Source organism: Nonomuraea basaltis (assembly GCF_005893125.1).
Taxonomy (GTDB): domain Bacteria; phylum Actinomycetota; class Actinomycetes; order Streptosporangiales; family Streptosporangiaceae; genus Nonomuraea; species Nonomuraea basaltis.
In genome coordinates this window covers 1-12597 of sequence record NZ_VCJS01000098.1, presented here as the reverse complement: position 1 = coordinate 12597, position 12597 = coordinate 1, and the positions used below count along the sequence as shown (strand labels likewise).

At 69.8% G+C, this 12597-nt stretch carries 12 protein-coding genes and 1 pseudogene; 9 read left to right on the top strand and 4 right to left on the bottom strand.

Annotation, left to right across the window (positions count from 1 at the left end; translation table 11 throughout):
* Nucleotides 1-102 precede the first annotated feature (102 nt).
* Nucleotides 103-981 (bottom strand): SDR family NAD(P)-dependent oxidoreductase, encoded by an 879-nt coding sequence (locus EJK15_RS36510; protein WP_138715045.1) that lies wholly within the window; start codon nucleotides 979-981, stop codon nucleotides 103-105.
* Between the two features lie 51 nt (nucleotides 982-1032).
* Here EJK15_RS36510 and EJK15_RS36505 point away from each other — a divergent pair, with 51 nt between their 5' ends.
* From EJK15_RS36505 to EJK15_RS36495, 3 genes are all read left to right on the top strand, one after another.
* A complete protein-coding gene (locus tag EJK15_RS36505; RefSeq protein ID WP_206061316.1) occupies nucleotides 1033-1680 on the top strand; it encodes a TetR/AcrR family transcriptional regulator in 648 nt (215 codons plus the stop codon).
* A gap of 305 nt (nucleotides 1681-1985) precedes the next feature.
* Nucleotides 1986-2642, top strand: a complete 657-nt coding sequence (locus EJK15_RS36500; protein ID WP_138715043.1) for a recombinase family protein — start codon at nucleotides 1986-1988, stop codon at nucleotides 2640-2642.
* A gap of 20 nt (nucleotides 2643-2662) precedes the next feature.
* Nucleotides 2663-3823: a pentapeptide repeat-containing protein gene (locus tag EJK15_RS36495; RefSeq protein WP_138715042.1), complete on the top strand. Its 1161-nt coding sequence runs from the start codon at nucleotides 2663-2665 to the stop codon at nucleotides 3821-3823.
* A gap of 298 nt (nucleotides 3824-4121) precedes the next feature.
* Here EJK15_RS36495 and EJK15_RS36490 read toward each other — a convergent pair whose 3' ends face one another.
* The gene (locus tag EJK15_RS36490) at nucleotides 4122-5594 is read right to left on the bottom strand and encodes an AAA family ATPase (RefSeq protein ID WP_138715041.1); all 1473 of its coding nucleotides are present in this window, start codon (nucleotides 5592-5594) and stop codon (nucleotides 4122-4124) included.
* A 431-nt stretch (nucleotides 5595-6025) separates the two neighbouring features.
* Between EJK15_RS36490 and EJK15_RS36485 the strand changes: the two genes are divergently transcribed.
* Both EJK15_RS36485 and EJK15_RS36480 read left to right on the top strand, forming a co-directional pair.
* A complete protein-coding gene (locus tag EJK15_RS36485; protein ID WP_138715040.1) occupies nucleotides 6026-6478 on the top strand; it encodes a hypothetical protein in 453 nt (150 codons plus the stop codon).
* 230 nt (nucleotides 6479-6708) lie between these two features.
* A pseudogene (locus tag EJK15_RS36480) lies at nucleotides 6709-7039 on the top strand (IS110 family transposase); the annotation flags it as partial.
* A gap of 162 nt (nucleotides 7040-7201) precedes the next feature.
* On the opposite strand, the gene EJK15_RS73140 reads toward EJK15_RS36480, so the two are convergent.
* Both EJK15_RS73140 and EJK15_RS36470 read right to left on the bottom strand, forming a co-directional pair.
* The gene (locus tag EJK15_RS73140; protein ID WP_206061315.1) at nucleotides 7202-7357 is read right to left on the bottom strand and encodes a hypothetical protein; all 156 of its coding nucleotides are present in this window, start codon (nucleotides 7355-7357) and stop codon (nucleotides 7202-7204) included.
* A 20-nt stretch (nucleotides 7358-7377) separates the two neighbouring features.
* Nucleotides 7378-9858: an ATP-binding protein gene (locus EJK15_RS36470; protein WP_420847121.1), complete on the bottom strand. Its 2481-nt coding sequence runs from the start codon at nucleotides 9856-9858 to the stop codon at nucleotides 7378-7380.
* Between the two features lie 230 nt (nucleotides 9859-10088).
* Between EJK15_RS36470 and EJK15_RS36465 the strand changes: the two genes are divergently transcribed.
* The 4 genes from EJK15_RS36465 (at nucleotide 10089) to EJK15_RS36450 (ending at nucleotide 12435) form a co-directional block, all read left to right on the top strand.
* The gene (locus EJK15_RS36465; RefSeq protein ID WP_171074724.1) at nucleotides 10089-10589 is read left to right on the top strand and encodes a GNAT family N-acetyltransferase; all 501 of its coding nucleotides are present in this window, start codon (nucleotides 10089-10091) and stop codon (nucleotides 10587-10589) included.
* Complete coding sequence (locus tag EJK15_RS36460; protein WP_138715037.1) at nucleotides 10577-11170, top strand: dihydrofolate reductase family protein; 594 nt, start codon at nucleotides 10577-10579, stop codon at nucleotides 11168-11170. Before EJK15_RS36465 ends, EJK15_RS36460 begins: the two co-directional genes overlap by 13 nt.
* A complete protein-coding gene (locus tag EJK15_RS36455; RefSeq protein ID WP_206061314.1) occupies nucleotides 11167-12093 on the top strand; it encodes an aldo/keto reductase in 927 nt (308 codons plus the stop codon). Before EJK15_RS36460 ends, EJK15_RS36455 begins: the two co-directional genes overlap by 4 nt.
* A 192-nt stretch (nucleotides 12094-12285) precedes the next feature.
* Nucleotides 12286-12435 carry an FAD-dependent oxidoreductase gene (locus EJK15_RS36450; RefSeq protein WP_138715036.1) on the top strand — a complete coding sequence of 50 codons (150 nt, stop codon included), beginning with the start codon at nucleotides 12286-12288 and terminating at the stop codon, nucleotides 12433-12435.
* The last annotated feature ends 162 nt before the right edge of the window (nucleotides 12436-12597 follow it).

Below are 12597 nucleotides of genomic sequence, written 5' to 3'. Positions count from 1 at the left end.
CTTGACGCCGGGAGAGTCCTCGTCCCGGGCAGGAGGGCAAGTTGTCCGTCGACCGTGAGCTCACCGGTGGCCGCACCACAGGGGACGGAGCCGTTCGTGGAGTCATCGTCGGCCGACGGCTCCCTTCGGGTAGTGGCGGCGCAGGTTGGCGGCGAGGACGCGGTCGAGCGTGCGGTCGGACAGCATCGGGCCCAGGCGCATGATCAGGGCGGCATCCCGGCCGGCGGTGTAGCGGGTGCGCGGTCTACGCGTCGTCACGGCCCTCGCGATGACCCGGGCGGCGGCGTCGGCGGTCAAGCCTGAAGCAGTGCCCGAGGTCATCAACTTGTTGTTCGCCTGGACCAGGCTGCCGTAGCGCTCGTCCTGCTCCGGTGTCATCTGGGCAGCCAGGTGGTTCGCCGTCTCGACCCCGCGGGCGGCCATCTCCGTGCGGACGCCGCCGGGCTCGACCACGACCACCTGTACGCCCAGCGGCGCGACCTCCCGGCGGAGCGAGTCGCTGACCGCCTCCAGGGCGAACTTCGCGCCGGCGTACGCGCCGTATGTGGCCATGGCGAACTTGCCGCCGACCGAACTGATGTTGATCACACGACCCTTGCTGCGGAGCAGCGCGGGGAGGAGCGCTTGAGTGACGGCGACATGGCCGAAGAGGTTGACTTCGAACACCCGCCGCCACTCCGTCATCGGCAGGGCTTCGACCGGGGCGTTCACCTGGACGCCGGCGTTGTTGACGAGCGCGTGCAGCGCGCGCGGGTCGTCGGCGACCCGCGCGGCGAGTGCCTCCACCTGCTCGGACTTGGTGATGTCGAGGATGACCGGCTCGATGCCGGTCGATCGGATGGCGTCGGCGTCACGGTCGCGTCGCACGCCGGCCAGGACGTGAAATCCCTGGCGAGCCAGTTCGCGGGCGGCTGACGCGCCCATGCCCGTGGAGGCTCCGGTTACGACGATCAACTTCTGGGTTTCAGATGACGTTGTCACCTTGGCTACGGTACCGGTTCAGATGACGCTGTCAACTGTATGATGGGCGTCATGACCACCCGTGCCGAGTCCGCCGCCGTCACCCGCCGCGCTCTGCTCGACGCGGCCGCCGAGCTCCTCGACCTCGGCGGCCCCGAAGCGGTCACCTTGCGCGAGGTGGGCGCGCGGGCAGGCGTGACCCGGGGAGCGCCGTACCGGCACTTCACGGGCAAGGACAGCCTGCTGACCGCCGTCGCGGCCGAACGCTGGGAACGGATCGGCGACCAGGTGCACGCCCTTCGGACCGACCCGGCCCTGTCCGCCTCCGAGAAGCTGCGCGGCGCTCTCCGCGCCCTCATCGACGTTGGCCGGAACCAGCCGCACCTGTACCAGGTGTTGTTCAGGCGGCGCGCAAACCTTCCCGGGCAGCTCGGTGACGGGATGGATCGCATCCGGCGCCAGCTATGCGGGCCGGAAGGCGACCCGGCCGTGGCCGACCGCGCGGCCGAACGCTTTCAGGACGAGTTCCTGGACATCGTCGCCGCCCTCGCGGGAGAGCGGAACGCACGGCACTACGGCGCCCTGCTGCTGACCAGCGCCCACGGCATCGCGGGCATGGAGCTCAGCGGCCACCTCGACACGGCCAAGTGGCACACCACCGCCGACGAACTCGTCGACACCCTCGTCCGCATGGTCACGGACGCCGGCGGAATGACATAGCGACGCCCACGCCCCCTCGACGGCAGACGCCCCGTGCGAGGACGGCGAGGACCCGCGGCGAGCTGATGCTCTCCTTCTCGTCTCGCTCAACCTGCACCTCCTGGGTGCCTTCGCTCTGCCGGTTGCGGAAGCCATCCGCACTATCCTCCGGTTCGCCTGAGCACTTGCCGGTTCGTCAAGAAACCTTCGTTTTTTGCAGATCTTGAAAAAGCCGCCCCAGAGCCACGAAAGCCCTTCAAAAACTCCTTCAACAACCTCGGCGGTTCAACAACCTCTGAGGACCGTTTGTTGAGAGAGTTACGAGCATGACCGACGCCCTGCAGCTGTCCGCCGACCCGCTGGCCGCCTTCCCGGCCCACCGCAGCGAGATCCGTATCGGCTACGCCCGCGTCTCCACCGCCGGGCAGAACCTCGAGCGTCAGTTGGACGTGCTGAAGGCGGCCGGGTGCCGGCGCGTCTTCGCCGACAAGAAGTCCGGCAAGAGCTCCGAGCGGCCCGAACTCGCGGCCTGCCACGCGTTCCTGAACGAGGGCGACACCCTGGTCGTGCCCTCCCTGGACCGCTACGGCCGCTCCCTGGCCGACCTCATCACCATGGTCGGCGACCTCCGCAAGCGCGAGATCGGCTTCACCTCCCTGCACGAGAACCTCGACACCACCACCCCCGGCGGCCGACTCATCTTCCACGTCTTCGCCGCCCTGGCCGAGTTCATCCGCGAACTCATCGTCGCCGGCACTCGCGACGGCCTGGCCGCCGCCCGCGCCCGCGGCCGCACCGGCGGCCGCCCCACCGTCATCACCCCCGAGCTGCTGCGCGCGGCGCGCGACATGCTGCCCAACCCGGAGAACTCGATTACCTCGATCGCCAAGCTGCTCGGCGTCTCGCCGGGGACGCTGTACAACCACATCCCCGACCTACGCGAACTGCGTTCCGGTCGCGCCACCTCCACCCTCACCGCGTGACCAACGCTCGGAGGCCTGCCATGAGGTTCCATCGGCTCGGCGACCACGAGTCCAGCGCGCGGCCGCGTCCCTTGCGCGTACTGCCATGGTGGATCGCGCTCGTCGGCGTGATCATGGTCATCATGGCAACGTGGGCAACCACGGCCTGGCTGCTGGCGGAGGCCAATCAGGCTTTACCTCAGGTCAGGGCCGGGCTCCGCATCGATGCCATCCGCACCGGCCTATCCGTAGGCGCGGGCACTGGTGGCGCCTTCGCGCTGCTGCTCGCGCTCCGCCGTCAATGGCTTAACGAGCGTGCCCAAGCCCACCAGGAGAAGGTCGCTGCAATGTCGGAACTCGACGCGGTAGAGCGGCGGATCACCGAGTTGTACACCAAGGCCGGTGACCAGCTCGGCAACGAACGGGCGCCCGTACGCCTTGCCGGACTGTACGCACTCGAACGTCTTGGCCAGACCCACCCCGATCACCGGCAGACCGTAGTCGACGTCATCTGCGCCTACCTGCGCATGCCTTTTGCCAGCCCGGCGATCTCCCAGCCCCCGGCCAGACCGCCCGCTGCCGAGCCATCCTCCGAACCCGGCCCGAAGCCTGGCGAACATCATCCCCGTCAGGAACTTCAGGTACGCCTGACCGCTCAACGCATACTCACCGATCACCTGCACGATATGCGCGAGGGCCGGCGCACGACCCCCGCCAATCCGCGTTTTTGGGCCGGGATGCAGATAGATCTGACCGGGGCCATGTTGGTCGACTTCGATTTCGGCGGCTGCCATGCTATGCGCGCGATCTTCGACGAGGTGCGGTTCGTCGGCGGAGCCAACTTCGCCTATGCCGAATTCGACACCGACGCGTACTTTGAGAAGGCCCGGTTCGAGGACAAAAGTGGCCATTTCCACGGGGCGCGGTTCGGCCGCCGCGCGGTCTTCGTCGACACCGATTTCGGCGGCGAGGAGGCTTCTTTCGCCTCCGCCAGGTTCTGCGGAATGACCTTTTTCAGCGGAGTCAGGCTCGAAGGCGGTGTCCGATTCGATGACGCCCAGGCCCTGCTGGACTTTGATACGCGCTGGGGTAACGAGCGGAACTGGCCGCCCCGCTGGAGCCTGGACAGCATGAAGCGGCAAGATGAGGACTGGGCGATGATCGTCCGGGAGGATCACCAGACAGTGGGCGGACCTCTATGAACGAGGGGGCCTGTCCGCAGCGAACATCAACACGGCCTGAATAACCACTGACCTTCCTTCTCCTCCCCGCGCGGTGGTGACCGCATTCGTCGAAACCGCCTTCAGCGAGCCCCGGCCGAGGGCTGGCCGCACTCTGGGGGACATCGGGCGCTACTCGGCGACCCGGGCGGCGTGGTGGCACATGGTGGCCACGCTCGGCTCGGCGGCGGTCGGTGCAGGCCACCTTCCAAGCAACAGCTCGAGCCGTCAGCCCTCCTGGGGTCCCCAGGAATGCTCCTGGGGACCCCAGGAGCAGGGGCTAAAACGACGTCGTGGCCTGGGAAGTGACGATCAGGTCGAGGATCTGGGGGGAGATGTTCTGAGGGCGTCGAGTGATCAAGTGACGCACCTGGGAGGTACGGATGACGTGAACCCCGTTCACGGCGAGTAGGTCTTGGGCGACCGCGAAGTCGGAGACGGCCACGGCGACGACGGGGATGAGGTCATCGCCGACGCGGATCGGGCTCACTCGGGCCACGGCGGCGGCCAGGGCGGTCACATCAGGCTGCCACGCCTGTTGCGGCACCAGCACGTACACGCCCGAGCGGCAGGCCACCAGATACCCGGCCGCGCTGCCGGACAGCAGCACGCCGCTCCAGGCGTGGAAGTCGTCGCCGACGAGGGATGCCAGCATGCGCATCAGGCGCGGTTGTTTGACGGGCCGGGTGGTCCGTAGCGTGGTGATCAGGTAGACGGTCAGCCGAATAGGCGCGCCCAACACAAAAGCGATCAATGTGTAGACCGCGTCTCCCACGGCAACCACCAGCACGAAGAGGTTTTCGCGGCTGGCCGGAGCGGAGATCGCCAGCAGCAGCAGGGCCAGGGCCGTCAGTACTCCGCCCTGCCAGCCCCACAGCCAGAACGGCGGACCGAACACGATCACGGCCAGCACCGCGGCCACGATCAGCACGAGCACGCTGGCGGAAGCTATCTCGGCCAGAGTGGTCAAGGTGATGGTCCACCACCGGTCGAGGTGCGGGATCGGGGTCAGAGCGCGCACGTCGAGTGCCCTGCCGTCGTTCCAGAAGACGCGGCTGTCATCAGGGCCGACACGGCGCAGGGAACGGTCGGAGACCCAGATCGGCGTGCTGTCCGCAGGCGCGGCGGAGGCCTCGACCCGGGACTCGCCCTCCGTGACCGCGTCGACCAGAGCTCGGCTGGAGCGCAGCCGTCGCAGCTCCGCCTCCAGTTCGACGGCGTAACCGGCGCTGGTCTGGGCCAGCTGCAGGTCGCCGTTCAGACGAGTGAGCTCGGCGTCGCGAGTGATCGCCTGTTCGCGCATCTCGGCCAGCAGGCCCCGATAGCGCTCAACTTCGATTTCCAGGGCCTGGCCGCGTGCCCGGATCTCCGCCAGTTCCTGCGCGCTGCGCTGGGCACCTGCGGTGATCTCCGCACGGGCGGCCGCCAGGTCGTTCCGAAGCTCAACCTCACGGCGGGCGGTATCGAGGAGTTCCTCGGTGAGCTGGTGGCATTTGCGCGTCAGCGCGATCACCTGCGCCTCGAGCTCAACTCGCGGGATGGGCAGGTGCGGCGTGGCGACCTTCTCTGCGGCCGCATACAGCAGGCGTCCCTCCGCGATGACTTCTGCACTCAGCAGGCCGCCGATGATCTCCTCGATCGGGATCAGATAGTTCGGCTCCACGTACTCCCAGGCCGGCAGGTACTCGTCGCCGCGCAGATCCTTAGAGATCTTGTTCTTGTCCCGGATGCCCAGGTGCTGGGCGAGCCGCACCTAGCTCACGCCCGCCTCGTCCATGACCGAGCGCAGCCACTTCACGAAGCGCACCACCTCAGGCGCCGGTAAGTCCCTCATAGCCGCTGGCCTCCTGCCCCATCGCAGATAAGCAGGGAGAGTCACCGGCGCCGCAGCGGGGTGTTCTCTCAGGACAGCGCCCGGGCTATCGCAGATAAGGGCTCACTATCTGCGATAGGTCCCTCCCTTGTCGGACGGAGAGGCGACCTCCGAACTGGCGATCACAACGCATAGCCGTTTCAGCCGTCCGGTTTGCCCGGGTTCCCGAAACGGCTATGCGTTGTCGTACGAGCCCGATCTTCCGGCGCCATGTCCGGGGTGCGGGGTTCGGAATCGTGGCTTTTGCAGGGATGGCCGGGTTCGCTGACGACCTTCAGACTGCGGGTGCAGCGAACCGCGGGGAGGTCCCGTTGAGCGAGACGCCGCCGAACGAGCCGCGAGGATCACGGTTACTGCTGGCTCTGCAAGGCGCGAGCGCTGTGATGGGCACGGTGCTGATCGTGTGGCTGTCGTTCCCCGACGTGCTGGCGTGGGCGCGCTCCCCCGCGGGTCTGGATCAATCAACATTCTGGGCTTGGGTGACCGCGGCCTGGGTGGCCGCCAGCCCCGCCATGCTGGCAATCTCGGCGTGGCTGGCCTGGCGGGACGGCCGAAGCGCCCGCGACCTGATCGCCGTGGCGTTCGTCCTGGTTGTCTTCGGAGCACTCGTGCAGTGGGGAGCCGGCGGATCGTGGGCGGAGATCCTGTGCCGGCCTCCCATCCTGGCGCTCATGGTCTGGATCCTGCGACCCGATCCCGTCCGCGCGGTAGGCCGCCAGGGCGAGGCCGCCCCGGAATGGCCGCCGAAGGCTACCGACCAGTAACGGCACGGTGCAGTGATTCCCAGATCGCTCGGCTGCTGCCCTGCCAGATAGGCAGGATGCGAGGGTCGGCGTGAGCCCTGGCCATCGCCACTTTCCTCTGCGGCACACCTTCACCACCCGCGCCAACGACTGGGCCCGGCACAGCCTGGACCGCCACCCCGCAGGTCAGGCGAGGGGCAGGTCCTTGCGAGCCTGTTCCAAGTCGGTGGCCCAGATCCACAGCCGCTGGGGACGTCGGCAAGAGCGACCACTACGCAACGGGCCTGGACCCCGACGGCCGGCGGTTGCACGACGCGCCACGGCCCAACAGCGAACCCAAACTGCGGGCGATGTTCGACAAGCTCGCCGCTCACGGCCGGGTGCTGGTCGTGGTGGACCAGCCCGCAACGATCGGCGCGCTGCCGGTCACGGTCGCCCGGGCCTGCGGTCACGACGTCGCCTACCTTCCCGGGCTGGCGATGCGCCGGATCGCCGACCTGTATCCCGGGCAACGCCAAAACCGATGCCCGGGACGCGTTCATCATCGCCGACGCTGCCCGCACCCTGCCGCACGCCTTGCGCCGCTCGATGCCTGGCAGGTACGGGCATGGCGCCGTCGCATTAGATCGCGGTGCCAGCGCAGGACGGTATCCGGTTGGACGAGGAGCCGCAGCTGGCGCAGGACCTCGCGGGGCAGCGATGCCAGGAGGGCAGCGAGAAAGGCCCGGTCCTCCGGGGCGAACCTCACCCTGGTATCGGCGCGCCGAGGTGCCGTTCAAGAACGGTGATCTGGTGACGCAAGGCGAGAATCTCGACATTCTTGTCCCGATCTCCCATCGGCAGCAACCGCAGCGCGGCGAAGGCATTCATAACGGCGATACAGGCCAAGCGAAGGACCACGGCCGATCATCCTGCCCGGATCAGCGGAGGATATCGGCGAGCTGGGTGCGCGAGGTGACGCCGAGCTTGGGGAAGGCGCGGTAGAGGTGGTGGCCCACCGTGCGGGGGCTGAGGAAGAGCTGGGTCGCGATCTCGCGGTTGCTGATGCCCGCGGCGGCCAGCCGTACCACCTCACGCTCTTGCGGCGTGAGGCGGCCCAGGAGCGTGCCGGTGGCGCTGGCCTGGTCGATGACCTCGCCGGTGCCGCGCAGCTCGGCCCGGGCACGGTCGGCCCAGGGGATGGCTCCGGCCTGTTCGAAGCCTTCGAGGGCCGCACGGAGCTGCCGCCGGGCGTCGGTACGGCGGCGTCGGCGGCGCAGCCACTCCCCGTACAACAGGTGGGTCCGCGAGCGCTCCCACTCCTGGCTATGTTGGCGGAGAGCGGTCTCGAAATGCGCTTCCGCTTCCGCTGCCGGGCTGATGAGCGCGCGGCAGCGGGTGGCAAGGGCCAGGGCGTCCGGGCGGCCGGCCTGCCTGGCCCAGCTCTCGCAGCGGGTTGCGGCCTCGTGGTGTGCCGTGCCCGTGCGGGCGGCGGCCTCGACGAGGTCGGGAAGGAGGTAGGCGGTGAGTGGCCCCGGCGGGACCTGGTCGAGCTGGTCGAGGGCGGGTTCCGGCTCACCGGAGCCGAGGTGGAGGAGCGCGAGCGCGTGGCGGGCACGGGCCGCGGCTGAGCCGATGTCGTGCGCGGTGGCGTGGGACAGGGCCGCCTCGGCCAGCCAGTGGCAGCGGTCCTGGTCGCCTTCTAGGGCAGCGAGGGCGGCGAGGGTGGCGCGCAGGTGGCAGGCGCGGTGGGCCAGCCCGGCGTACTCGGTGATGCGCAGGCCCTCCTCGGCCGCCTGCCCGGCTCGGCCGAGCTCGCCGAGCGCGAGGTGCGCTTCGGCGATCAGGTGCATGCAGGTGGCCTTCCAGCCCATCAGGCCGTGGTCGCGGCAGTGGCGTAGCAGGAGGATGGCCAGGTCCAGGGCGGCGCGGTGGTCGGCGCGCAGGTGCATGGCGTGCGCGGCTGCGAACCGTTCGCTGACCGACGCCTCCTGGCCGGTCTTGGGCGGCGGGGCGGGCACCCGCGCCAGCAGGTCGGGGTCGGCGGCCGACTGGGCCGCGTGCAGAGCGTCGGCGGCCACGGCCGGATCGGTGAGGTCCAGGGTGAGCAGCACCTCGACCGCGCGGCGGGCCGAGCCGGTGTTCAGTTCCAGGGCGGCTCGTACCCGGGCCAGGTCAGGCGAGTCGGGGCTGCGCTCCAGGAGCGCAGCGACGCGCGGGAACTGGCCGGCGTCGGCCGCCAGCTGGGCCGCGGCGACCAGGCGGCGCTGCCTGGCCTCGGGGTCGGCGCTGAGCTGGGAGGCGCGCTCGTAGGCGGCCGAGGCCGAGGCGGTGCCCAGCAGCCCGGTCGCACGGTCGGCTGCGCGCTCCAGCTCCCGGGCGATCTGCTCGTCGGGGCCGGTGGCCGCCGCGGCCCGGTGCCAGGCGCGCCGGTCGGCGTGGTCCTCGCCGTGCAGGATCTCGGCCAGGGCCCGGTGGGCGGCGATCCGCTCGGCGTAGGTGGCACCGTGGTAGGCCGCGGCACGGACGAGCGGGTGGCGGAAGGCCAACGTGGCGCCCTCCAGCCGCACCAGCCCGGCCTTTTCCGCCGGTTCCAGGTCCGTCGGGGAGACCCCGGACGCCGCCAGCACCACGGAGAGCTCGCCGGAGTCGTGGGCGGCGGCGACCAGCAGAGCCCTGCGGGTGGGCTCCGGTAGCCGCTGGATCTGCGCGCCGAAGGTAGCCTGCACCCGGCTGGAGGGTGTCGCACCACCGGGCGCCTGCTGCTCCTCGCTCATCGCCCGGGACAGCTCGATGAGGGCCAGCGGGTTGCCGTGTGCCTCCTCCATAACGCGTGCCATCAGGGGTTCGGGCAGGACGGAACCGACCACGGCCCGGGCAGCTTCCTCGTCCAGCCGGTCCAGCCGCAGCTCCGGCAGGCCCAGCGGGCGTGGCTCGCGCATGGCGAAGAGCATCACCACGCCCTCGGCGTCCAGACGGCGCGCGGCGAAGCCCAGCGCCTCCATGGAGGCCTGGTCCACCCATTGCGCGTCGTCGACCAGGCAGAGCACGGGACCCTCGCCGGCGTGCTCGGACAGCAGCGTCAGAACCGCCAGCCCGATCAGGAACCGGTCCTGTCCCGCGACGTGTGCCATGCCGAAGGCCGCGCGCAGGGCGGCGGCCTGCGGTTCCGGCAGCAGCTCCAGCTGACCCAGAGCGGGACGCAGCAGCTGGTGCAGCGCGGCGAAGGGTAGCTCGGTCTCGGCTTCAATCCCCGTGGTGCGCAGGATCCTGGCCGGTCCGGCCTCGGCTGCCAGGTGCTCCAGCAGCGCTGTCTTGCCGATGCCGGCCTCGCCGGAGATCACCAGCGCGGCGCTGTCACCCGCTTGTGCCCGGGTGAGAAGGTGCCGCAGCTGCTCCTGTTCGGGGCTCCTGCCGTACAACACCCGACAATCTACCCACATCCTCGTTCGGCGGGCCGCTCGCCTTAAGTCATGCCGACCGATTCGGGGCTAGCTCTCGCGCGCCTACCGTCTTTACCAGTTCGCGAGCTTCACGAGATGAACGGAGCGCAGATGAACCCCGCCAAGAGGCGCTGGAGCCAGCCCTGCACCCATCGCCCTCTGCCCGTTCCGACGCGGCGCGTCCGCCACATCGGGCCCCGGGGGGCGCGGTGACCAGGATCGAGACGGCGCGGCTCCAGCTGCGCCCCTACACCCTCGCGGAGGCAGGGCACGTGGTGTCCGGCCTCCGCGAGAGCCGTACCTGGAGCCCGGGTTACCCGCGCGACGACGACCGGGACATCGCCCGGCTCTTCCTGCAGGCGCCCCCGGTCGAGGCGTTGTTCGGACCGCTGCAGATCGTGCTTCTCAGCTCGGACGCGGTCATCGGGGGCATCGGCTTCTTCGACCCGCCCGACTCAGAGGGCACGGTCGGGCTCGGTTACGGCCTGGCCCCGGAGGTCGAGGGGCGCGGTTACGCCACCGAGGCGCTGCGTGCCCTGCTGCACGAGGGCTTCGCCACCGGGCGGATCACCCGTGCGGTCGCCGACACCGCCCACGACAACCCCGCCTCCCAGCGGGTGCTGGAGAAGGCCGGCCTGCGCCGGATCTCCTCCGACGAACGCCTCCACTACTACGCGACCGAGAGATGGGATCCACCATGCGCACACTGACGTATTTCGTCGCCACCACCCTCGACGGCTTCATCGCCGGGACCGACGGCACCGACCCCACGGGCAGCATCTTCACCCCCACCCAGGACTATCTGGACCACATGATCGCCCACTACCCGGAAACGCTCCCGGTCGCCGCCCGCCAGGCGCTCGGCGTCACCGCGCCCCGCACCCGCTTCGACACCATCCTGGAGGGACGCCGCTCCTACCAACTCGGCCTGGACGCGGGCGTCACCAACGCCTACCCGCACCTGCGCCACCTGGTCTTCTCCCGCACCCTCGACCAGAGCCCAGACCCTGCAGTAGAACTGGTCGCCGGCGACCCGCTGGAGAAGGTCAGGCAGCTCAAGGCCGAAGACGGCGGCAGCATCTGGCTCGTCGGCGGTGCCGAGCTGGCCGGAGCGCTCTACGAGGAGATCGACGAGCTCATCCTCAAGGTGAACCCGGTCACCCTCGGCTCCGGTATCCCCCTGTTCGCAGGGAAGATCGATAGCGGCCTCCGCCGCTTTACGTTGATCGAGAGCACCGTGTTGATCAGTGGAGCGGCCTTCCTCACCTACCGGCAGGAGCTTCCTTGGTGACCGCGGGCACCTGGAATCTCGGCGACCTGCCTGTCAACCGCATCGGTCTGGGCGCGATGCGCCTGACCGGCAGCGCGGCCTTCGACCTCGGCACCCCCAGCGACCGGGGCCGCGCGATCAGCGTGCTACGACGCGCCGTCGAGCTCGGCGTCAACCACATCGACACCGCCGCATTCTACTTCTCCCGGCTGCGCTCGGCCAACGAGCTGATCAACACCGCCCTGGCCCCGTACCCGGAGGACCTGGTCATCGCTGTCAAGGTCGGCCCGGGCCGGGACCCGTCGGGCGAGTGGCTCCCGTGGGCCAGGCCCGGACAGCTGCGCGGGCAGGTCGAGGAGAACCTGCGCCAGCTCGGCCGCGAGCACCTCGACCTGGTGTACCTGCGCGCCTACGGGCCCGGCCCGATCGCCGACCACTTCGGCGCGCTGGCCGAGCTGCGCCAAGCCGGGCTGCTCCGCCACCTGGGCCTGTCCAGCGTCGGGCCTGCCCAGCTCGCCGAGGCCCACGCCATCGCGCCGGTGGTCAGCGTGCAGAACCGGTACGGCATCGGCACGCCCCCGGAGCAGCGGGCCTTCCTGCGCGCCTGCGGCGAACAAGGCGTGGCGTTCGTCCCGTATTTCGCCATCGCAGGCGCCGCACGCGAGGCCGGCACGCGCAGCGCCGACGCGGAGCCCTTGATCGCCATCGCCCGCGCGCACGAGGCGACCCCCGCCCAGGTACGGCTGGCCTGGACCCTTCAGCAAGGCGCCCACGTCCTGGCCATCCCCGGCACTGGCAACCCCGACCACCTTGCGGCCAACATCGCCGCCGGAGCACTGCGGCTGTCGGGCGAGGAGATGGCGCTGCTCGACGCCCTCCAGGAGACGGAGCCCGTGATCAGGACTCGTCTCCTCCCTCCAGGACGTACAGCAGCAAAGCCGTGAGCGTGTCGATGACCTTGTCGTCGGGGAGACACGGCCCCTTGCCGCCCGTGGTGAGCACGGTAAGCCCCAGCAGGGCCGTCCCACGGTCGCCGCGGCGTCCTTCCGCAGAAACCTGGCCGGCGGGCCTCATCTGGCCGAACGCACTTTCACCGAATGCTGATTCAGTGGATCTTGGTTTAAGGAGCGATTCGTATGCGTGCGTTAGTGATCGGCGGCGGAGTCGCCAGGGCGGCCACGGCGCTGGCGTTGCGCCAGGCCGGCGCGCAGGTGACCGTCTACGAGGCGTACGAGGACCCGGCCGGACAGGTCGGCTCGGCCACATCGTCGATGGCCAGGCCGTAGCGGACCCACGACTCCTCTTGCAGCCCTTTCCACTGCTCAGAGGGCGGTCCGCGGGTCTATGCCCCTGATGCCTTAGTGTGATCGAGTGAATCTGTAGCGTTATGCCTGCCTGGTGGGCTCGGCTGTGCTGGGATGGCGGGGTGAGTGAGCACGGACTTATCC